Origin of the sequence: Saccharothrix hoggarensis (assembly GCF_042678885.1) — a bacterium.
Lineage (GTDB): Bacteria > Actinomycetota > Actinomycetes > Mycobacteriales > Pseudonocardiaceae > Actinosynnema > Actinosynnema hoggarensis.
Genome location: NZ_JBHTLK010000028.1, coordinates 1 through 20,845, shown reverse-complemented (window position 1 = coordinate 20,845; position 20,845 = coordinate 1). Strand labels below are relative to the sequence as shown.

The 20,845-nt window shown below is 72.1% G+C and carries 20 protein-coding genes; 10 read left to right on the top strand and 10 right to left on the bottom strand.

Annotated elements, in window-relative coordinates; all coding sequences use genetic code 11:
* The first annotated feature begins 81 nt into the window (after positions 1-81).
* Complete coding sequence (locus ACFQ3T_RS08430; RefSeq protein ID WP_380722011.1) at positions 82-918, top strand: sugar phosphate isomerase/epimerase family protein; 837 nt, start codon at positions 82-84, stop codon at positions 916-918.
* 126 nt (positions 919-1,044) lie between these two features.
* A complete protein-coding gene (locus ACFQ3T_RS08425) occupies positions 1,045-1,464 on the top strand; it encodes a hypothetical protein (protein ID WP_380722010.1) in 420 nt (139 codons plus the stop codon).
* A gap of 39 nt (positions 1,465-1,503) precedes the next feature.
* Here the strand turns inward: ACFQ3T_RS08425 and ACFQ3T_RS08420 are convergent, their stop codons facing one another.
* Positions 1,504-2,046: a hypothetical protein gene (locus tag ACFQ3T_RS08420; RefSeq protein WP_380722009.1), complete on the bottom strand. Its 543-nt coding sequence runs from the start codon at positions 2,044-2,046 to the stop codon at positions 1,504-1,506.
* Positions 2,047-2,189: 143 nt separating this feature from the next.
* On the opposite strand from ACFQ3T_RS08420, the gene ACFQ3T_RS08415 reads away from it, so the two are divergent.
* Together ACFQ3T_RS08415 and ACFQ3T_RS08410 are read left to right on the top strand one after the other, a co-directional pair.
* Positions 2,190-2,801: a hypothetical protein gene (locus ACFQ3T_RS08415; RefSeq protein ID WP_380722007.1), complete on the top strand. Its 612-nt coding sequence runs from the start codon at positions 2,190-2,192 to the stop codon at positions 2,799-2,801.
* Complete coding sequence (locus ACFQ3T_RS08410) at positions 2,798-3,544, top strand: fibronectin type III domain-containing protein (protein WP_380722006.1); 747 nt, start codon at positions 2,798-2,800, stop codon at positions 3,542-3,544. Before ACFQ3T_RS08415 ends, ACFQ3T_RS08410 begins: the two co-directional genes overlap by 4 nt.
* Before the next feature lie 7 nt (positions 3,545-3,551).
* On the opposite strand, the gene ACFQ3T_RS08405 is transcribed toward ACFQ3T_RS08410, so the two are convergent.
* From ACFQ3T_RS08405 to ACFQ3T_RS08395, 3 genes are all read right to left on the bottom strand, one after another.
* Positions 3,552-4,244: an aspartate/glutamate racemase family protein gene (locus tag ACFQ3T_RS08405; RefSeq protein WP_380722004.1), complete on the bottom strand. Its 693-nt coding sequence runs from the start codon at positions 4,242-4,244 to the stop codon at positions 3,552-3,554.
* Positions 4,245-4,413: 169 nt separating this feature from the next.
* Entirely contained in the window at positions 4,414-6,264 is a 1,851-nt protein-coding gene (locus ACFQ3T_RS08400; protein ID WP_380722044.1) for an ABC transporter ATP-binding protein, read from the bottom strand.
* 46 nt (positions 6,265-6,310) lie between these two features.
* A complete protein-coding gene (locus ACFQ3T_RS08395) occupies positions 6,311-7,516 on the bottom strand; it encodes an FAD-dependent monooxygenase (RefSeq protein WP_380722002.1) in 1,206 nt (401 codons plus the stop codon).
* 92 nt (positions 7,517-7,608) lie between these two features.
* Here ACFQ3T_RS08395 and ACFQ3T_RS08390 point away from each other — a divergent pair, with 92 nt between their 5' ends.
* From ACFQ3T_RS08390 to ACFQ3T_RS08380, 3 genes are all read left to right on the top strand, one after another.
* On the top strand, positions 7,609-8,541 hold the full coding sequence (locus ACFQ3T_RS08390; protein ID WP_380722000.1) for a TetR/AcrR family transcriptional regulator C-terminal domain-containing protein: 933 nt from the start codon (positions 7,609-7,611) through the stop codon (positions 8,539-8,541).
* A gap of 19 nt (positions 8,542-8,560) precedes the next feature.
* Positions 8,561-9,460, top strand: a complete 900-nt coding sequence (locus ACFQ3T_RS08385) for a proteasome assembly chaperone family protein (RefSeq protein WP_380722042.1) — start codon at positions 8,561-8,563, stop codon at positions 9,458-9,460.
* A 358-nt stretch (positions 9,461-9,818) separates the two neighbouring features.
* Positions 9,819-10,124 carry a chorismate mutase gene (locus ACFQ3T_RS08380; RefSeq protein ID WP_380721998.1) on the top strand — a complete coding sequence of 102 codons (306 nt, stop codon included), beginning with the start codon at positions 9,819-9,821 and terminating at the stop codon, positions 10,122-10,124.
* Between the two features lie 12 nt (positions 10,125-10,136).
* Here ACFQ3T_RS08380 and ACFQ3T_RS08375 read toward each other — a convergent pair whose 3' ends face one another.
* Both ACFQ3T_RS08375 and ACFQ3T_RS08370 read right to left on the bottom strand, forming a co-directional pair.
* The gene (locus tag ACFQ3T_RS08375; protein WP_380721996.1) at positions 10,137-11,138 is read right to left on the bottom strand and encodes an LLM class flavin-dependent oxidoreductase; all 1,002 of its coding nucleotides are present in this window, start codon (positions 11,136-11,138) and stop codon (positions 10,137-10,139) included.
* Between the two features lie 270 nt (positions 11,139-11,408).
* Positions 11,409-12,638: a family 16 glycosylhydrolase gene (locus tag ACFQ3T_RS08370; protein ID WP_380721994.1), complete on the bottom strand. Its 1,230-nt coding sequence runs from the start codon at positions 12,636-12,638 to the stop codon at positions 11,409-11,411.
* A gap of 137 nt (positions 12,639-12,775) precedes the next feature.
* Here ACFQ3T_RS08370 and paaZ point away from each other — a divergent pair, with 137 nt between their 5' ends.
* On the top strand, positions 12,776-14,800 hold the full coding sequence (gene paaZ / locus ACFQ3T_RS08365) for a phenylacetic acid degradation bifunctional protein PaaZ (RefSeq protein WP_380721992.1): 2,025 nt from the start codon (positions 12,776-12,778) through the stop codon (positions 14,798-14,800).
* Positions 14,801-14,847: 47 nt separating this feature from the next.
* Here paaZ and ACFQ3T_RS08360 read toward each other — a convergent pair whose 3' ends face one another.
* Positions 14,848-15,861 (bottom strand): phosphatidylinositol-specific phospholipase C domain-containing protein, encoded by a 1,014-nt coding sequence (locus ACFQ3T_RS08360; protein WP_380721990.1) that lies wholly within the window; start codon positions 15,859-15,861, stop codon positions 14,848-14,850.
* Positions 15,862-16,049: 188 nt separating this feature from the next.
* Between ACFQ3T_RS08360 and ACFQ3T_RS08355 the strand changes: the two genes are divergently transcribed.
* Positions 16,050-16,889, top strand: a complete 840-nt coding sequence (locus ACFQ3T_RS08355) for an aldo/keto reductase (RefSeq protein ID WP_380721988.1) — start codon at positions 16,050-16,052, stop codon at positions 16,887-16,889.
* 15 nt (positions 16,890-16,904) lie between these two features.
* Here ACFQ3T_RS08355 and ACFQ3T_RS08350 read toward each other — a convergent pair whose 3' ends face one another.
* On the bottom strand, positions 16,905-17,564 hold the full coding sequence (locus tag ACFQ3T_RS08350; RefSeq protein ID WP_380721986.1) for an MOSC domain-containing protein: 660 nt from the start codon (positions 17,562-17,564) through the stop codon (positions 16,905-16,907).
* A 95-nt stretch (positions 17,565-17,659) separates the two neighbouring features.
* Here ACFQ3T_RS08350 and ACFQ3T_RS08345 point away from each other — a divergent pair, with 95 nt between their 5' ends.
* Positions 17,660-18,385 carry a hypothetical protein gene (locus tag ACFQ3T_RS08345; protein WP_380721984.1) on the top strand — a complete coding sequence of 242 codons (726 nt, stop codon included), beginning with the start codon at positions 17,660-17,662 and terminating at the stop codon, positions 18,383-18,385.
* A 3-nt stretch (positions 18,386-18,388) separates the two neighbouring features.
* Here the strand turns inward: ACFQ3T_RS08345 and ACFQ3T_RS08340 are convergent, their stop codons facing one another.
* Positions 18,389-19,111 (bottom strand): peptidylprolyl isomerase, encoded by a 723-nt coding sequence (locus ACFQ3T_RS08340; RefSeq protein ID WP_380721982.1) that lies wholly within the window; start codon positions 19,109-19,111, stop codon positions 18,389-18,391.
* A 33-nt stretch (positions 19,112-19,144) separates the two neighbouring features.
* On the bottom strand, positions 19,145-20,845 hold a 1,701-nt coding region (locus tag ACFQ3T_RS08335), incomplete at its 5' end, for a helix-turn-helix transcriptional regulator (protein ID WP_380721980.1).

The window sequence follows — 20,845 nt, the reverse complement described above, 5'->3', positions numbered from 1 at the left end:
GGCCGGCGGGCACCGCGTCCCGCCGGCCGCCACCGTGGCCCCAACCGAAGACCGGCCCGACCCGAGGACCGGATCGTCCTGATGACCGAGGAGCCACCCATGCCGTCCCGCCGCACGTTCCTGGGCACCGCACTCGCCGCCGGCGCGGCCGTCGCCCTGCCCACCGCCGCGTCCGCATCCGATCAGGGGCACCGCCGGGTGCCGAGGGAATCGATCAGCATCCAGCTGTACACGCTGCGCGGCATCATGGGCGACGACCCCGAGCCGGTGCTGTCCGCGTTGGCCGACATCGGCTACCGCAAGGTCGAGCTGGCCGGCACCTACGGTCGCGGCGCGGCCGAGTTCGCCGCCGTGCTGCGGCGGTGCGGGCTGCGGGCGTCGTCCAGCCACGTCGGCATCGACGGCGACCTCGACCGGGTGATCGCCGACGCGCACACGCTCGGCCACAAGTACGTCGTGGTGCCGTGGGTGAACTACGCGACGATCGCCGAGTGGCGGGCGTTCACCGCGCGGCTGGAGGCGGCCGGCGACAAGCTGCGGCAGGCGGGCCTGAGCCTCGGCTACCACAACCACGCGCACGAGTTCGCGACCGTCGAGGGCGTGCGGCCGATCGACGTGATCACGACGGGCACCACGCGCCGCAACGTGCACCTCGAACTCGACCTGTACTGGGCGGTGACCGGCGGCGTCGACCCGGTGGACGTGTGGCGCGCCCACTTCCCGAGGGTGCGGCAGTTCCACGTCAAGGACCGCGCCGCCGACGGGTCGTTCGCCGACCTCGGCACCGGCACGATCGACTTCGCGGAGATCTTCCGCCGGACGAACGTCGCCGAGTACATCGTCGAGAACGACCAGCCGCGCGACGCGTTGGAGACCGCCCGGATCGGCTACGAGTACCTGGCGAACCTGCGGTTCTGACCACTGCGAGGTGCGGCACGGCACGCGGACCGTGCCGCACCCGCCTTCCGCCGGCAGCGCCGCTCGACGGGTCGGTTCAGCCGATCGGGGACGGGTAGAACGCCGCACTCCGGGTAACACCACCGCATGCGCAGGGCGGATGGCAGGCGACCGGACGGTGTGGACGACGCGACCGTGGAGGCGGTGGGCGTGCTGACCGAGGCGTTGGAGACCACGGAACGGGCCCGTGGCCACCTGTTCTCGTTCCACCAGCTCACCGGCAGCGCTGACGCGAAGGCCCAGGACGCCGCCCGGCTGCTCCGCGAGGCCGGGCACGGCGACCTGGCCGACCGGCTGGAGGCCCACCTCGTCGGCCGCAACGTGGTGCACGGCCGGTGGACGTTCCAGCTCGTCGAGGAGTACGACGACGACTACTACCGCTGCTTCCGCGACTGGGAGCGCACCGTGCGGGAGGAGCTGCTCGGCGGCGTCCGGCACGTGTACGAGTCCGAGATGAAGGAGCGCAACACCACGCCGGGCGCCCCGGGCCACGAGCTCAACCCGTAGGGCCGGGGGCGGTCCGGCGTCAGGACCTCCCGCAGGCGCTTACTCGTCTTCCTTCGCCTCGCCGCGGCGGCGCATGAACGTGAAGCCGGGGATGCCCAGGATCGCCTGCCGGACGTCGTTGGTGACCTCCAGCAGTTGGTGGATGTCCGGGCCCACGCGGTCCAGCGTCGTCAGGATGGGCAGCACGTCGTCGATCAGGTGCTTGGTCAGCACCGGGAGCTGGTCCACGAGCTGCACGGCGGCGTCGACCTCGTGCGGGGACAGCTCGTCCACGAACCGCTGCGCGAGCGGCTGGGCCTTCTGCGCGAGCGGCGCGTAGCTGTCCAGCAGCTCGCGTGACGTGCGGGCGGTGTGGCCGACGTCCGTCGTGACGCCCTCGGCCGCGGCGGTGACCGCCCTGGCCCGGCCGACCAGCGCCTCCGTCTCGTCCAGCACCCGTGCGGTGCGGGTGACCAGCTCGTCGGCCTGGCGGACCACGGCCTCGGCCGCGCCCAGCAGGTCGAGCACTCGGCCGGGCACGGACACGGCGGTCTCGACGGTGGTCCTCGCCAGACCGAACAGGGCGCGCGGGGTCAGATCCATGCCGTCCACTCTGCCGCACCGGAGCCGTCCCGGCCTCAGGGAGATCCCTGACGGAGTGATCCTTGTCCGAGTCGTCCAGACCAATTAGAGTGACCTGCGCCACCGCCTCGACCCTCCCCGCGTGGGAGTCGAAGGAGGCACCCATGTCCGGAACGCTCCGGGCCGTGGTCTCGGTGGCTGTCGTGGCGGTGCTCGCCGGCGGCCTGACGTTGGCGTCGCCGGTCGCGCACGCGCAGGTCGAAGCCGGTCCTTGGACGTCGTACTCGCCCACGTTCACCGTGCAGGAACGCGGGTGCGGCGACGTCACCGACTTGACCTTCCGCCTCACCTGCGCCACCGCGAGCGGCGACCAGCGCGCCGAACGCCGGTACGCCACGTACACCGGCGGCACCCGCCAGTTCGAGGGCTCGTTCCGGATCACGAGCCTCGGCGGGACCCGGATCAGCCTGAAGCAGACGTTCGACGACTCCACGCCCGGCCCGTACTTCATGGTGGCCGTGGAACGCGGCGGACGGCTGTACGCGGTGCACGGCGGAGCGACGGTCGCCACCGGTGCGACCGTCGGCACGACCGTGCGGGTGAACACCGTGCACGCGGTGGGCAGCGAGCACCGGACGTACATCAACGGGTCGTTGCGGCACACGTACGCCAGTCCCGACGGCAGCTTCTACGACAAGTTCGGCGCCTACCGCACGAACAGCGGCCAGGGACCGGCCACGGTGGTGTGGAGCGGCATCCGGTTCTGGCGCAGGTGAGGGGTCTGCTCGCGGTGCTGGTGCTGCTCCTGGCCGCCTGTGGCCAGGAGCAGCACCACCGGCTCACCGCCACGTTGACCTCGCCGACCGACGTCGCCCTCGCGTGGGAGCCGGAGCGGGGCGTGGCGGGACAGGTCGTCGAGTACGCCCACGAACCCGGCGGGCCGTACACCGTGCTGGAGTTCGCGCCGCCCGGCCGGACCACGCACGAGCACCCCGACCTGATCCCGCACACGTCGTTCTACTACCGGGTCCGGCCGTTCCACGGCCCCGTGTCGGCGACCGTGGACGTCACCCTGCCGCCGGGCGACGCCGTGCCCGACTCCGACGACCACGCGTGGGCGGAACCGGTCAGCGGCCCGAGCGGAACCCATCCCGTGCGCCCCGCCGTTCCGCCTTCCGCCCCTCCCGCTTCTCCGGACGCCGATCGCGCCTCCTCCTCCGCCGATCCCACTACCTCCGACGCCGCTCCAGGCGACTTCCACGCCGAGGTGAAGCACGCGAACGGAATCCTGTTCACGTGGACCGACCACGCGGCGGGGGAGGACGGCTACCTGCTGGAGGTCCGACCCGCCGGCGCGACCGACTTCACGGTGGCCGCGCAACTCGACCCCGACGTGCGGTCGTTCGGCCTGATCACCCTGCCGACCGAGAAGACCGCCGCCTACCGGGTCCGCGCCTACTACCACGGCGCGCCGTCCACCGTGGCCCACCAGAGAACCGGTGACGACCAGAGCCGCTGACCGCCGCCTAGGCCGGGGAGGTCAGGGCGAGGTCCACGCCCGTCTCGACGTGCACACGGGTGGAGTCGATCAGCGGCACGGTGCTGTCCGACTGGTCGACCAGGAGGGTGATCTCGGTGCAGCCCAGGATGATCGCCTCCGCGCCGCGGTCCACCAGGCGTGCCATCACGTCCCGGTACGCGGCGCGGGAGGCGGGCTCCACCCGGTTCCGGGTCAACTCCTGGTAGATCACGTCGTGCACCAGCGTGCGATCCGGCTCGTCCGGGACCACCGGCTCGACGCCGTGCTCCCGCATCCGGTCGCGGTAGAAGTCCTGCTCCATCGTGAACCGGGTGCCGAGCAGGCCGACCGTGCGGTAACCGGCCAGCTTCCGCGCCGTGGCGTCCACGATGTGCACGAACGGCACGTCGACCGCGGCGGTGATCGCGTCCGCCACCTTGTGCATGGTGTTGGTGCACAACAGGATCAGCTCGGCGCCCGCCCCTTCGAGCTTGCGTGCCGCGTCCGCCAGCACCTCACCGGACCGCTCCCACCGGCCCGTCCGCTGCAACTCCTCGATCTCGGCGAAGTCGACCGTCACCAGCACGCTGGGCGCGCAGTGGTGACCACCGAGCCGTCGCCGCGTCTCCTCGTTGAGCAGCCGGTAGTACTCGGCGGACGATTCCCAACTCATCCCGCCGATCAAGCCAATGGTTCGCATGACCCCGATTCTGAACGCCCCCACAACGTCCCCACCACCGAAATCCCCCGAGCCGCCCCCGACCACCTCCCACGTCCCCCGGCCCACCTCCCACGTCCCCCCGGCCCACCTCCCGCGTCCCCCGGCCCACCGCCGCGCTGTGGCCTAAAAGATCCTTGCCCTTCCGGTGTTACGACGTGTGCGCCTCCTCAGCGAATTGGGTGCGGTACAGCTCTTCATAACGCCCACCCGCGGCGAGCAGATCGGTGTGCGTTCCGCGTTCCACCACCCGACCTGCCTCGACGACCAGGATCAGGTCGGCCGCCCGGATGGTCGACAGCCGGTGCGCGATGACCACCGCCGTCCGCCCGGCGAGGGCCTCGCCCAGCGCGGCCTGCACCGCGGCCTCCGACGTGGAGTCCAGGTGCGCCGTGGCCTCGTCAAGGATCACCACGCGCGGCTTGGCCAGCAGCAGCCGGGCGATCGTCAACCGCTGCCGCTCACCGCCGGACAGCCGGTAGCCGCGCTCGCCGACCACCGTGTCCAGCCCGTCCGGCAGCGACCTCACCAGGTCCGCCAGCCGCGCCCGGCCCAGCACCTCCCACAGCTCGTCGTCGGTCGCCGACGGCTGCGCCAGGAGCAGGTTCGACCGGATCGACTCGTGGAACAGGTGACCGTCCTGCGTCACCATGCCCAGCACGTCGCGGAGCGAGTCGGCCGACAGGTCGCGGACGTCCACGCCGGACAGCCGCACCGCTCCTTCGTCCACGTCGTACAGGCGGGGGATCAGCGAGGCGATCGTGGACTTCCCCGCACCCGACGAGCCGACCAACGCCACCACCTGGCCCGGTTCGGCCCGGAACGACACCTCGTGCAGCACCTCCACTCCGCCGCGGTTGTCGAGCACCGCGACCTCTTCCAACGACGCCAGGGACACCTTGTCCGCGGACGGGTAGGCGAACCGGACGTTCTCGAACTCCACGGACACCGGCCCGTCCGGCACGGACCGCGCACCGGGCTTCTCGGTGATCAACGGCTTCAGGTCCAGCACCTCGAAGACCCGCTCGAAGCTCACCAACGCGCTCATCACCTCGACCCGCGCGCTGGCCAACGCGGTGAGCGGCGCGTACAGCCTGGTCAGCAACAACGCCAACGCCACCACCGAACCCGCGTCCAGTTGGCCGCGCAACGCGTAGAAGCCGCCCAGCCCGTACACCACGGCCAGCGCGAGCGCCGACACCAGCGTCAGAGCCGTGAGGAACACCGTCTGCACCATCGCGGTCCGCACCCCGATGTCCCGCACCCGCCGCGCCCGCTCCGCGAACTCGGACGACTCGCGCGCGGGCCGGCCGAACAGCTTCACCAGCGTCGCGCCCGGCGCCGAGAACCGCTCGGTCATCTGCGTGCTCATCGTCGCGTTGTGGTTGACCGCCTCCCGCTCCAGCCGCGCCAGCCGCGAACCCATGCGCCGCGCCGGCACCACGAACACCGGCAGCAGCACCAACGCGAGCAGTGTGACCTGCCACGACAGGTTGATCATCACCACCAGCGTCAGCAGCAGCGTGACGAGGTTGCCGGCCACACTGGACAACGTGTCGCTGAACGCCCGCTGCGCACCGATCACGTCGTTGTTCAGCCGGCTCACCAGCGCCCCGGTGCGGGTGCGGGTGAAGAACGCGATCGGCATCCGCTGCACGTGGTCGAAGACCGTGGTCCGCAGGTCCAGGATCAGATCTTCGCCGATGCTCGCCGACAACCACCGCGTGACGAGGCCCAACGCCGCCTCGAGGATCGCGATGCCGGCGATGACGCCCGCCAGGCCGAGCACCACCTCGTACGCCGAGCCGCGGACGATCGCGTCCACGATCCGTCCCGCCAGGACCGGGGTCACCACCGCGAGCACCGCCACGACCACGCTCAGCACCAGGTACTGGGCGAGTCGCCGCCGGTGCGGGCGGGCGAACGCCCAGATGCGGCGGAGGGTGGCGACGGAGAACGGCCGCTTGTCGTCCTGGGCGTTCGTCACGTGGTACAGCGACATCCAGGCGGTGGTTTCCATGTCCATGCCCGGAACGTAGGACCTGGAGTCAGCTGGAGGTCAAGCTCCGCGGCACGTAGTCCTTCAGGGACACCGTGTTCGCGATCTTCTGCAGACCGCCGAACAGCCTCGCCCCGCCGGGGATGTGGGGCACGACGCGCAACGTGAAGTCCCGCAGGCGGATGAACACCCGCGACTTCGGCATCAGGCTGTCCACCCCGCCCAGCGCGAACTTCTGGCAGCGGGTCACGTACTCGCGCATCACCTCCTCGTATCTGCGGAACGCCGTCCGGTGGCCCGGCGCCGTGGCCAGCTCGCCCGCGAGGACGTACGCGCCGACCAACGCCATGCTGGTGCCGTCGCCCGCCATCGGGGACGCGCAGAACGCCGCGTCGCCCAGCAGCGCGATCCGCCCGCGCGACCACGTGTCCATCCGGATCTGACAGAGCCGGTCGAAGTAGAAGTCGGGAGCCGTTCGCAGGTCGTCGAGCAGCCGCGGCACCTCCCACCCGTCACCGGCGAACGCGGTGGCGACCAGCCGGCGCTGCCACGCGGTGTCGCGCCGGTCGTGCTCCAGCGGCGGCGAGGCGAACACGAACATCGCCTTCGCCCCGCCACCCGGCGTGGGATAGAGGCCCGCGGTCCGGCCGGGAACGGTGTGCAGCAGCTGCCGGCCGTCCAGGTCTTCCCGCCGGGTCGTGGTGAAGGTGGAGATGTAGGCGCCGAGGTCGTGCGCGAACGCCTCCTCGGGCCCGAACGCCAGCGACCGGACCTTGGAGTGCAGCCCGTCCGCGCCGACGACCAGGTCGAACGTGCGGGGAGCGCCGCGCTCGAAGGTCACCTCCACGCCCCGGTCCGTCTCGGTGAGCGAGGTGACGCCGTCGCCGAAGACGTACTCGACCCCGGACGCCGTCGCCTCGTGGAGGATGCGGACCAGGTCGCCCCGCAGGATCTCCAGTTCCGCGATGGCGCCGCCCGAGTCGCCCATCGTGTCCGACGACATGGTCGCCGTGGGTCTGCCCGCCGCGTTCACGAACGCCATGCCTCTCGCGCCCGTGTGCGCGGCGCGCACCTGGTCGAGCACGCCCATGCGCTCCGCGACCTCGCGCGCCGTGCCTCGCAGGTCGACCGCCTGGCCGCCGGGCCGGGGCGCGGGTGCGCGCTCGACGACGGTCGGGGCGAAGCCGTGGTGGCGCAGCCAGTAGGCCAGGGCAGGGCCGGCGACGCTGGCGCCGGAGATCAGTACGGTGTTCATGCGTACAGCGTACATATCCGTCTTACCTCGTCAATCACTCGATAGTGCACTAGTGCGCTAGGCTTTGGTGCACTACCTTCGAGGAGGCGGGCATGACTGACGCGATCTACGAGCGGATAGCGCGCGCGATTCGCGAACGGATCGAGTCGGGGGAACTGCGCCCCGGTGATCGGGTGCCGTCGACGCGCGAGATCACGGTGACGTGGGACGTCGCGATGGCCACGGCGACCAAGGCGTTGCTGTCCTTGCGCGCCGAGGGCATCGTCCGTCCGGTGGCCGGTGTGGGCACGGTCGTGTCCGAGTCGGTGGGGGAGGTCGCGCGGCCGCGCGCGCAGCAGACCGACCTGTCCGGTGAGCGACTGGTCCTCGCGGGGGTCCGCGTCGCCGACGCGGACGGGCTCGACGGGTTGTCGATGCGGCGGGTGGCGTCCGAGCTGGGTGTGGCGACCATGTCGTTGTACCGGCACGTCGAGAACAAGGACGAACTGGTGTTGCGCATGATCGACCACGTGTTGCGGAAGGAGGAGTTGCCCGACCCTGCGCCCGAGACCTGGCGGGAACGACTGGAGGTTTCCGCCCGGTTGCAGTGGAGGCTGTTCCAGCGGCACCCCTGGCTGGCGCCCGCGATGTCACTGACCAGGCCACAGCTGTTGCCCAGCGCGGTGGCGCACACCGAGTGGGTGCTGAGCGCGCTCGAAGGGAAGGGGTTGAGCCTGGAAGAGAGAATGCACGCCGCGGTGACGGTGTTCGGCTTCGTGCGAGGTGTCGCGGTCAACATCGAGCCCGAGGCCGAACAGCGGCGGCACACCGGGATCACCGGTGACGAGTGGATCGACCAGCAGGCGCCGGCCCTGCTGGACATCGCCGCCACCGGTCGGTTCCCGACGTTCAGCCAGGTGCTCGGCACCGAGCTGGACATGAGGTTGGACACGCTCTTCGAATTCGGCTTGGCCCGGATGCTCGACGGGATCGGGGAATGGATCAGTGGTCGGTCGACGTTGACGGAAAGGAGGACTGGCATGTGAAGACTTGGGGAGGCACGAGGTGGCGCTGGACCCGGAGGATCTGTTCGAGGTCGACTCCGACGTCCCGGACCTGAGTGGAGCGGTGCTGCTGCACCACTTCAGCGGCTTCATGGACGCCGGCGCGGCTGGTGCGGTGCTCGTCGCCCACCTGCTCGAGGTGCACGAGCACCGGGTGATCGCCCGGTTCGACATCGACGACCTGATCGACTACCGCGCCCGGCGGCCGACGATGACCTACGCCACCGACCGGTGGGAGGACTACGACGCGCCCGAGCTGGTCGTCCACCTGCTGCACGACGCCGTGGGCACGCCGTTCCTGCTGATGACCGGCCCCGAGCCGGACCGGAGGTGGGAAGCGGTGGCCGAGGCGGTGCGGGCGCTGGTCGAGCGGTGGGGGCTGCGGCTCGCCATCAGCTTCCACGGCATCCCGATGGGGGTGCCGCACACCCGGAAGCTGTCCGTGATCTCCCACGCCACGAGGCCGGAGCTGATCACGGAGAGCTCGCCGTTCAGCCGGGTGCAGGTGCCGGGCAACCTGTCGGCGCTGCTGGAGCTGCGGCTCGGTCAGGCCGGCCACGACGCCATGGGCTTCGCCGCCTACGTCCCGCACTACCTGGCGCAGGGCACCTACCCGGCGGCCGCGCTCGGACTGCTCCAGGCGCTGACCAAGTCGACGGGCCTGGTGGTCCAGGCCGCCGCCCTGAACGAGGCGGCCCAGCGGACCGACGCCGAGATCGCCAGGCAGGTGGCGGAGTCGTCCGAGGTCGCCCAGGTGGTCGAGGCCTTGGAGCGTCAGTACGACGCCTTCACCGAGGCCTCGGAGAACCTCCTGGTGGCCGAGGACGAGCCGCTCCCCACGGCGGACGAGATCGGCGCCGAGTTCGAACGCTTCCTGGCCGAACAACAACGCGACCACTGACCCACCACACCGCGACACCGCCCGCCGGCCGCTGCAGGCACCCGCCGCCTGCACTGGTCGAACGCGGCCCGTCCGGCGGCGGCTGCTCGATGGACCCCACACTCGACCCGGCGCGGCACCGACAAGCCGCCGCCGGTGCCGGTGGTGCCCGCAGCGCCTCCGCCGGCACCACCCACTAGCGGAGTGACGTTGCCCGCCGACTGGTCACCGGTGCCGGTCGAACCGCCCCTGCCTCCCGTTGGCGTGGCGCGGACGCCTGGTGCCGCCCTGTGCCGACCACCTGTTGCCGGGCCACCCGCCGTCTCGCGCGCGGCCGACCGCAGTGTGGGTGCCGAGGGCGCGCGTGGATGATGTGCGGGTGGCTGAACCTGCTTCGCTCGCCGAGGTCCGTGCTCGGATTGATTCGATCGACTCTGAACTGGTCCGGCTGCTGGCGCAGCGGCAAGGGCTGGTGCGGGCGGCGGCGGCTTTCAAGGTTGACGATCAGGCTGTCCGGGCGCCGGACCGGGTTGCTCGGGTGATCGCGTCGGTTCGGGAGCGGGCTCTGGAGGCGGGGTTGGAGCCTGCGGTCGCCGAGGCGGTGTGGCGGGCGATGATCGGGGCGTTCATCGAGGTCGAGTTGGTTGAGCGTGCCAACGTCGCGGGCGAGGGTCGCGGGGACTAGTTGCCGCTGGGGCTAGTCGTACAGGGCCGCCAGTTGTCGGTAGGAGTCGAGCATCGCGGCACGGTCGTGGGTGCTGGTGGTGACCAGGACTTCGTCGGCGTGGGTGCGGTCGATCAAGGCGTCCAGGGCCTTGGCCACCTCGGGTGGGGTGCCGTGGATGTGGCCTTGGAGGGACTGCTCGAAGAACTTCCGCTCACGGGCGGTCATGGGGGTGGCGAGGATGTCTTCCGGCGGGCTCAGGGGCGGGAATTCGCCCCTTGTCCTCGAGTAGGCGATGGACCACGCCTCGGGCACCAGGAGTCGCCAGGCGTCTTCGGTGGTGTCGGCCACGGCCACCGTTGAGGAGATCATCACGTAGGGCTTTTCGGCCCACGGTGACGGGCGGAACTCGGTGCGGTACGTGGTGATGGCTTCGAGCATGGCTTCTTCGCCTCGGAAGGCGCCGATGACCAGTGGCACGCCGTGTGCCGCGGCGACCTTGGCGCCGGCGCCGGTGGCCAGGACGAACGGGCAGACGCGCAGGCCGTCGGCGGGGTAGCCGCGCACCGCTTGGTCGCCGGTGAAGTAGCCCAGCAGCTCGGCGAGCCTCGGGCCGAAGTCGGCGGCGTCCTCCTTGTCGTGCCCGAGGGCCTTGCGGACCGCTTCGATGAAGCCGACCGACCGTCCCAGGCCCATGTCGATCCGGCCGGGGAAGAGGGATTCCAGCACCCCGAACTGCTCGGCCACGACCAGCGGCTGGTGGTTGGGCAGCATCACGCCTCCGGTGCCGACGCGGATGCGGGACGTCGCGGCGGCCACGGCGGCGGCCAGCACGGTCGGGGCGGAGCCCGCCACGCCGGGCACGCCGTGGTGCTCGGACACCCAGAACCTGTGATAGCCGAGCTGCTCCGCTTCTCGGGCGAATGCGACCGTGTCACGCAGCGCCTCGGCATGACTGTGCCCCACGCGCACCCGCGACCGGTCCAGCACGGAAAGCCTCACGACGTACACCAACGGTGGTGGGCAAGGGGGCATTCCGGCCGCTCGCCGAGCCAGCCCGCTAGGCCGCCAACCCGCCCGCCAGGCCAGCCCACCCGCCCGCCAGGCCGCCGGCCCGCCCGGCCACCTGCCCTCGGCCACCTGCCCCACCGCATGTCTGCCCGCCTGGCTGGGCCGGATGGTTGTGATCTGCGTGGTGGGGAGGAAGGGGTGAGACGCGGCCGCCCGCGTCCGCCGGGGAGGCGGTGGACGCGGGCGGCTCGGGGACGTGGCTTGGGTGGTCTGGTTGGGGTTCGGGGGACGGGGTCAGGCGACGTTCCACTTCTGGTTGGCGGTGCCGGCGCACGTCCACAGTTGGAGCCGGGTGCCGTTGGCGGAGCTGTTGTTCTGCGCGTCCAGGCACTTGTTCGCCTGGATGTTGACGATGTCGTTGGCGGCGCTCACCGCCCACTTCTGCGCGCCGGTCCCGTTGCAGTCCCACAGCTGGACGAGCGTGCCGTCGGCCGTGCCGCCCGCCGCCGCGTCCAGGCACTTGCCGAGCGCGCGGATGGTGCCGTCGCCCGGGCGGGACCACTGCTGCGCCGCCGTGCCGTTGCAGTCCCACAGTTGCACGGGGGTGCCGTTGGCGGAGTTCGCGCCGGCCACGTCGACGCACTTGCCGCCGATGCCGGTGATCCGGCCGCCCGCGGGCGGGTTGCTGTCCAGCGTCGACACGCGCACGTAGTCGATGACGAACTGCTGCGGGAACACGGTGGTCGCGTCCGGGTAGCCCGGCCACTCACCGCCGACCGCCAGGTTCAGGATGATGAAGAACGGCTTGTTGAACACCCACTGCCTGCTGCCCAGGTCGGCGGGGGTGCGGCGCTGGTAGACGTTGCCGTCCACGGACCACGCGATGCCCTGGGGGCTCCACTCGATGGCGAACGTGTGGAAGGCGTCGGCGAAGTTGGGTCCGTTGAACGGCATGCCGATGCCGCCCGCTCCGGAGTAGCCCGGACCGTGGATGGTGCCGTACACGGTGTCCTGGTCGTGGCCCAGGAACTCCATGATGTCGATCTCGCCGCTGTTGGGCCACCCGACCTGGCCGATGTCCTGGCCGAGCATCCAGAACGCGGGCCAGATGCCCTTGCCGCGCGGCATCTTCATCCGCGCCTCGACCTTGCCGTAGGTCGTGGTGAACTTGCCGGACGTGTTGATCCGCGCCGACGTGTACTGGCACCGGCCGTACCAGCAGTTGTAGTTGCCGGGGTTCTCGCGGCGCGCGGTGATCACGAGGTTGCCCGCGCCGTCCATCGCCGCGTTGCTCGCGGAGGTGGTGTAGTACTGGTGCTCGCGGTTCGCGCCACCGTTGTCGCCGACCTCGGTGTTCCACTTGGAGCCGTCGACCCGCGTGCCCGCCGGGCCGTTGAACTCGTCGGCGAAGGTGACGGCCATCGTGCCCACGTCGGCGTTGTTCGCCGGGGCGGCTTGCACGGCGGGCCCGGCAAGCCCGCTGAAGGCGAGCACGACCGCGCTCACCACCACTCGTGTCCTCATTGACACTCCCTTCACTCTGGCGGCAGCCAGGCCAGAACTTACTGCATAGCCTTTAATCAAGTCACGATGAAAGTGCGGGCGCTTTACTGTCGGTCATGCCGGGACACCCACCGGCCCGACAAGGAGGTCGACACCCGATGGCCATGCTGCGCAGCTACGTGTCCGGTCGCTGGCACACGCCGTCCGCCGAGGGCGCGCCGCTGCACGACGCCGTGACCGGCGAGGAGATCGCCCGCATCTCGTCCCAGGGGATCGACATGGCGGCCGCCCTGGACCACGGGCGACGCGTCGGCGGCCCGGCGCTGCGGGAGCTGACGTTCCACCAGCGCGCGGCCCTGCTCAAGGCGCTGGCATCCCACCTGCGGGAACACCGCGAGGAGCTGTACGCCCTGTCCGCCCGCTCCGGGGCCACGAAGACCGACTCGCTCATCGACGTGGACGGCGGCATCGGCGTGCTGTTCGGCTACGCGAGCAAGGCGAAGCGCGAGCTGCCCAACGACAAGGTGCTCGTGGACGGCGCGGTCGAGCCGCTGAGCCGCGGCGGCACGTTCGTCGGCCGCCACATCGCCACCCCGCTGCGGGGCGTCGCCGTGCAGATCAACGCCTTCAACTTCCCCATGTGGGGCCCGCTGGAGAAGTTCGCCCCCGCGTTCATCGCGGGCGTGCCGTCCCTGATCAAGCCCGCCTCGCAGACCGCCTACATCACCGAGAAGCTGGTCGAGCTGATGCTCGCCTCCGGCCTGCTGCCCGAGGGCTCGCTGCAGCTGGTCTCCGGCAGCGCGGGCGACCTGCTGGACCACCTGACCGGCCAGGACCTGGTCGGCTTCACGGGGTCCGCGTCGACCGCCCAGGTGCTGCGCACGCACCCCGCCGTGGTGCGCCACAGCGTGCGCTTCAACGCCGAGGCGGACTCCCTGAACTGCTCGATCCTCGGCCCGGACGCGGTCGCGGGCACGCCCGAGTTCGACCTGTTCGTCAAGCAGCTCGTCAGCGAGATGACGGTCAAGGCGGGCCAGAAGTGCACCGCGATCCGGCGCGCGCTGGTCCCCGCCCCGCTGCTGGACGCCGTCGCGGAGGCGGCGAGCGCCCGGCTGGCGAAGGTCGTGATCGGCAACCCGGCGAACGAGACCGTGCGGATGGGCGCGCTGGCCGGGTTGGAGCAGCGGGAGGAGGTCCGGCGGTCGCTGAAGGCGCTGCTGGAGGCGGCCGACGTCGTCCACGGCTCGCCGGACCGCGTCGACGTGGTGGACGCCGACGCCGAGCGCGGCGCGTTCCTGTCGCCGGTGCTGCTGAAGGCCGACCCGGACCGGCCGCAGCCGCACGAGGTGGAGGCGTTCGGGCCGGTGTCGACGCTCATGGCCTACCGCGACACCGAGCACGCCGTGGAGCTGGCCGCACGGGGCGCGGGCAGCCTGGTCGGCTCGGTCGTCACGTACGACGCGGACTTCGCGCGGGACGTCGTGCTGGGCGTGTCGCCGTGGCACGGCCGCATGCTGGTGCTCGACCGCGACGACGCCAAGGAGTCGACGGGCCACGGCTCGCCGCTCCCGGCGTTGGTCCACGGTGGACCGGGGCGCGCGGGCGGCGGCGAGGAGATGGGCGGCATCCGCGGTGTGCTGCACCACATGCAGCGCACCGCCGTGCAGGCCAGCCCGCGGGTGTTGACCGCCGTCACGGGGCAGTGGGTCACGGGCGCGCCGCGCACCGAGTCGGACGTGCACCCGTTCCGGAAGTCGTTGCGGGATCTGAGGATCGGCGACACGGTCGTCGCCGGCCCGCGGACCGTGGCGCTGGCGGACATCGAGCACTTCGCCGAGTTCACCGGCGACACGTTCTACGCGCACATGGACGAGGAGGCCGCGGCGGCGAACCCGTTCTTCGGCGGCCGGGTCGCGCACGGGTACCTGGTGGTGTCGTTCGCGGCGGGCCTGTTCGTGTCGCCCGAGCCGGGGCCGGTGCTCGCCAACTACGGGCTGGAGAACCTGCGGTTCCTCACTCCGACGTTCCCCGGCGACGAGCTGACCGTGACGTTGACGGCGAAGCAGATCACGCCCCGCGAGGACCAGGACTACGGCGAGGTCCGCTGGGACGCCGACCTGGTCAACCAGAAGGGTGAATCCGTCGCCAAGTACGACGTGCTCACCCTGGTCGCCAAGCAGTAGGCCGGCACGGGGCCCGACGCCGCGCCAGGCGTCAGGCCCCCGACCGCTCACCCGACCGTGTAGCCCACGATCGCGGGATCGACCCAGTCGCTGGACACGATGGTCGCGCCCTTCGCGGCCAGCAGCCGCACCCTGGCCTGCGCGTCGGCCACGGACGGGGTGCGCGCGTCGATCGCCGGCGCCACGGCGTGCGCGTCGGTCATCACCACGAGGTAGTGGCCGCCCAGGTACGAGTCGCCCGGCCAGCCCGCGTACGCCGACGCGCTGCCGTCGAACGCCACGAACCACGGCGCACGCGCGCCGCCGCGGTCGCCGACGCGCGGGTCGGCCTGCGACGCGCCGTTGATCGCCGGGAACGCGAACGCCGAGGCCAGCGTGCCGGCGGCGCGCGCGGCGATCAGCCGGTCCGCGTACTCCAGGTCGGTGTCGTAGTTGTCGAAGGGGTTGCCCAGCTCGAACGTGCCGTTCTCCACCAGGACGACGAACTTCCCGGCCAGCGCGGAGCGGTGCGGCCACGCGCTGGCGCGGGCGGCGGCGTCCAGCGTGGCGTGCGCCCCGAGGAGCTGCGCGGGTCCGAAGACCGAGGACGCGCCGAGCGTGTCGGCGACGAGCCGGTCGAACTCGTCGGGACCGAAGCCGCCGCGGTCGTCGAAGCCGTTCTTGAACTCGACCTTGAGCACCACGGGCGGGTGCGCGGGGTTGCGGTCGTGCCAGAGCCGGATGTTGCGCAGGCAGCCGGCGAGGTTCTGGTTGCGGGCGCCGGTGCGCAGCTCGGCGTAGGTGGTGGCGCGGGCGCAGTTGTTGGCGTTGCCGGGGTCGTGCCCGACCTGGAAGTCGCGGCTGAACAGGAAGTTCGACCACACGTCCAGCTCGACGAGACCGGGCTTCCGGTCCAGCACGTCGACGAGGTACGGGGCGGTGGCCTGCGTGTAGGCGTTGTGGACGCCCACCGCGGTGCCGCCGGTCGCGGTGGCGGCGTGCGCGGTGGCCGCGGGCAGGGAGGTCAGCAGCAGCGCGGCGGTCGCCGCGACGGCGAGGCGGACGGCTGGCAGGGTGATCATCGGTGAAGGCTCCTCGGTGGTCCGACGCCCGGTCGGCTCCCACCCTAGAAACACGAAACGTCTTCACGATGTCCGCCAGATGGACGCTGACCGCACCTTGTTCCCCCGAACGGGAACAACCGGCCCACTCCGTCGGGTTGGCGCGGGAGAAGGACCGTTCGCACCACAAGCTTCGAGGAGCACCAAAGGTGTCTGAGACCTTTTCCCTGGGTGGCGACCTGACCGTCAACCGCCTGGGCTACGGCGCGATGCGGCTCACCGGCGAGGGCATCTGGGGCTACCCGGCCGACCGCGACAACGCGATCGCCGTGCTGCGCCGCGCGGTGGAGCTGGGCATCAACTTCATCGACACCGCCGACTCGTACGGCCCGCACATCAACGAGGAGCTGATCAGGCAGGCGCTGCACCCGTACGCGGACGACCTGGTCATCGCGACCAAGGGCGGCCTGCTGCGCACCGGCCCGAACGAGTGGATCACCCTCGGCAAGCCCGCCTACCTGCGGCAGGCCGTCGAGACCAGCCTCGTCCGGCTCGGCGTGGAGCGGATCGACCTGTACCAGCTGCACCGCATCGACCCCGAGGTGGCGCTGGAGGACCAGGTCGGCGAGCTGCGCAAGCTGCAGGACGAGGGCAAGATCCGGCACATCGGACTGTCCGAGGTGGACGTCGACCAGCTGAAGGCCGCCCAGGAGGTCGCGCCGATCGTCAGCGTGCAGAACCTCTACAACCTGGCCAACCGGCAGCACGAGGCCGTGCTGGAGCACACCACCGAGCACAACATCGCGTTCATCCCGTGGTTCCCGGTCGCGACCGGCGACCTGGCGCGCCCGGGCGGCGTGCTGGACGCGGCGGCCCAGGAGCACGAGGCCACCCCCGCCCAGCTGGCGCTCGCCTGGCTGCTGCGCAAGTCGCCCGTCGTGCTCCCGATCCCCGGCACGTCGTCGATCGCGCACCTGGAGGAGAACACCGCGGCGGCCGGCATCAAGCTGACCGACGAGGAGTTCGAGAAGCTCTCCGCCCTCGGCTGAGCCGGCGCCCAGTGGTCACGCCGGGTCGAACGACCGCCGTTCGACCCGGCGTCGCAGCTCTTCGGGCAGGTCGTCCGCGGCCGGGGCCAGGCTCGGCAGCAACTCCGGCTCCAACGTCAGGGCCCGGAAGGCGACCGACATCGTGACGTCGTGGTCGGGCCGGTGCTCGACCACGATCTCGTCACCCGCCGTGACCGATCCGGGCTCCAGCACCTTCAGGTACGCGCCGGGCCACGCCCGCGCGGTGAACGTCTTCACCCACCCGCGCTCCTCCATCACGCCGGCGAACGTCCGGCACGGGATGCGCGGGCACGTCACCTGCAGCAGCAGCCCGCCGATCCGCCACCGCTCGCCCACGCGCGCGCCCGACACGTCCACGCCGACCGTGGTCAGGTTCTCCCCGAACAGGCCCGGCGGCAGGTCGCGCCCCAGGTCGGCCGACCACGCGTCCAGGTCCTCCCGCGCGTACGCGTAGACGGCCTGGTCGTCGCCGCCGTGGTGGCGCAGGTCGGAGACGTGGTCGCCGACGAGGCCGCTGCCGCCGGACCCGCGCGGACCGGGCGCCCGGACGTCCACGGGCCCGGCGACGGGGCGCTTGCCGATCCCGGTGTGGCCGACGGCGGCTTGGTCGAACTCGACTCGGGAACCGACGTTCACGGAGAGCACAGAGGGCATGACAAGACCGTAGCCCAGCCACTTTCCGGGTTCGCACCCCTTATTCGGCGCGGGTGGGGGAGGATGGACGTGGTCGCCGTCCGCCGGGGGGAGTCATGCGCAGGTCCGTAGTCGCGTTGGCGCTGGTCGCGGTGGGACTCGCGGGCTGCGCGGAGCGGACCGGGCTGCCGACGCCGACCCTGGGCCCCGCCGCGGACGACAGCGCGACGCTGATCACCACGCTCGCGGCCCGCGCCGACGAGCAGCGGTCCGTCAGGTTCGACGCCGAGACCACCCTGTCGGGGCTCAAGGTGACGCTCGACGGCGGCCTGCTGCGCGCCCGCGAGGGCCGGCTCCTGGCGTTGCGCGACGACTCGGACACCGACGTCGTGGTGCTCGCCGACGCGGGCTACTCCCGCACCTCCGGCGGCCCGTGGACCAGGCACGACCTCGCCGAGCGCGCGCCCGTGCGGTCCGACACCACGGTCGCCGGCCTGCCCGACGAGGTGGACCCCGCGGCCGTGGTGAAGTCCCTCGCCGGCAGCCTGATCGTGGCGCAGGGCGACGAGACGCTCGACGGCGTGCCGACGCGCCGGTACACGCTGCTGGTCGACCTCAGGACGCAGGCCGAGCAGACCCGTGACGCGGCGCGCCGGGGCCGGCTGCAGGCGGCCTACCAGTCGGGCTTCACCGCGTCCGCGACCGTGTGGGTGGGCCCGGGCGACCTGCCGGTGCGGGTGGACCAGGTGCTGAAGACGTTGGAGGACAACGTCTTCCAGCGCACCCTGCACCGCTTCGCGGACTGGAACGCCGACATCCGCGTGACCGCGCCCACCTCCTGACGGTCAGCCGACGCGCTTCGCCCGCGCGATGTCCGTGGTCAGGGCCGGTCGGCCGTCCACGGCGCTGTCCGGGTTCGGCGCGACGCCGCCCGCCGCGACCCGGTCGAGCGTGGCGAGGCCCTCGGGCGTGATCCGGCCGAAGACGGTGTAGTTCGGCCGCAGCACCGAGTCCGACGTGACCAGGAAGAACTGGCTGCCGTTGGTGTCGGGGCCGGCGTTGGCCATCGCGAGCGTGCCGCGGGGGTAGACGCGGCGCTGCCCGGTCGGGTCGTTCGGCGCGGGCGCCAGGTCGGTCGGCAGCTCGTCGCGGTACCGGTAGCCGGGGCCGCCCTCGCCGGTGTTCGACGGGTCGCCGCACTGGAGGACCTTCAACGTCGGGTACGCCGTGAGCCGGTGGCACGTGGTCTCGTCGTAGAACTTCCGCTGCACCAGGTGCAGGAAGCTCTGGACGGTGCACGGGGCCTGCGCGCGGTCCAGCACCAGCGGGATCGGGCCCTGGTTGGTGCTCAGCAGCACTTCGGGGTGGCCGCGGTCCGGCGTGTGGCGCGGGTCGGCCGGCAGGCGCACGGGCCGGGCGGCCGGTTCGTCGGGCGTCTTCTCGTACGCGCACGGGCCGCGCGTCACGTCCGGCGACGACGAGGGCGGGGGAGCGGCCTGGGCCACACCACCGCCGAGCAAGCCACCACCGAGAACGACCGTCAGCGCCACTGCCTGGAGGATTCTCACCGGATCAGGTGTAGTGGAGCCCGGCGGGCGCGGCTAGGGCCGGTCGGCGGGTCCGAGCGACTCGGACCAGGCGCTCAACGCCTCCCGGTCGGCGCGACCGGTCTTCGTGATCAGGCTCGCCACGTGCTTCTCCACGGTCCGCGGCGAGATGTGCAGCCGGGTGGCGATGGCCTTGTTCCCCAGCCGGCCCGCGAGGAGCCGGAACACCTCGAACTCCCGCACGGTCACGCCCAGCGCCCGCAGGTCGCGCGGCACCTGGTCGGAGCCGGTGCGCCGCTGCGGCACGGACGCGCCCAGCTGCCGCAGCAGCCCGCGGCACGCGCTGGCCACCGCCGCCTGGCCCGCCTGGTGGAAGAACTCCTCGGCGACGCGCAGCCACGCCACCGGCTCGCCCCACCGGTCGGCCACGGCCGCCTCCGCCACCAGCCGCAGCCCCAGGTGCCGGGCCAGCGGGTAGATCGCGGCCGCGTCCCGCGCCACCCGCACGGCCTGCGCGGCCTCCGCGTCCCGTCCCGCCCGGCCCAGCAGCACGGCCAGCGCGAACTGCCCGAACACCCGGTTCCAGCGCATCCCGGCGGCGGCGGACCGCGTCACGGACCGGTGCCCGTCGAGGTCCAGCTCCCCCGAGAGCGCTCCCAGGAGCAGTCGGAGGCCGTGCATCCCGGACAGGTGGAACACCGTGGGCGTCTCGGCCTCGTACGCGATGGCCCGCGCCACGTCCCGCGTCGCCAGCGCGCGGTCCTCCTCCAGCAGCGCGCAGAACGCCCGCGCCAACCCGAAGCACAGCGGCCGCTCCTGCGACCCGACGCCGCCGACCTCGTCGAACTCCTCGATCGCGGCGTCCAGGTCGGACCGCCGCCCCTGGTGCGCGGCCGCCGTCGCCTGCGCCATCAACGCGTACAGCGTCACCTGCTTGAGCCGCAACCGCCGGGTGCTCTCGACGGTCCGCGCCAGCTTCGCCGACGCCGCCGCGTACTGGCCGCGCAGCACGGCGTCCAGCCCGAGGATCGCGTCCACGTTGTACGCCAGCGTGATCGCGCCGACCCGCAACGCCTCCTCGTGCGCCTCGACCAGCTCCGCCGACGACCCGTCGGCCAGCCAGTCCACACCGGCCTGCCGCACCAGCGCGTACACCCGCTGGATCGGCAGCCCGTGCTCCTCGGCCAGCGCGCGCGCCTGGGCGAAGCAGTCCCGCGCCGCGTCCAGGTCCCGGTCCCGCGCCAGCACGCCCAGCAGCTGCCACGTCTCGCAGCCCACCTCCGGCAGCGGCACCCGCCGGGCCGCCTCGGCCGCGCGCCGGGCCAGGAACTCGGCGGACGTGATCCGGTCCGGTCCCTGCACGAACAGCGTCAGGTACGCGGCCACGGCGTCGAGCCGCGCGTTCTGCTCGTCGGTGGCGTCGCGGCCGAGCAGCGCGCGCGCCGTCTCCACGTGCGCCATGCCGTCGGTCCACTCGCCCGCCGTGCCGGCCACCTGCGCGAGCTTCGTGTGCAGCTCGGCCCGCCGCACCCGGCTCAACCCGGCGACGGTCAGCTCCGCCACCGCGTCCACCAGCGCGAACGCCCGCCCGAACTGGCCCGCCGCGGACAGCGCGGGCAGCAGCGAGTCCAGCACGTCCGCGCGGACCTCCACGTCGACCTGGCTCGCCAGCACCCGGTGCGCGTGGTCCAGCAGCCGCACCGCCGACCCGGCCGCGCCGTCGGCCAGCGCGCGCCGACCCGCCTCGGCCAGCAG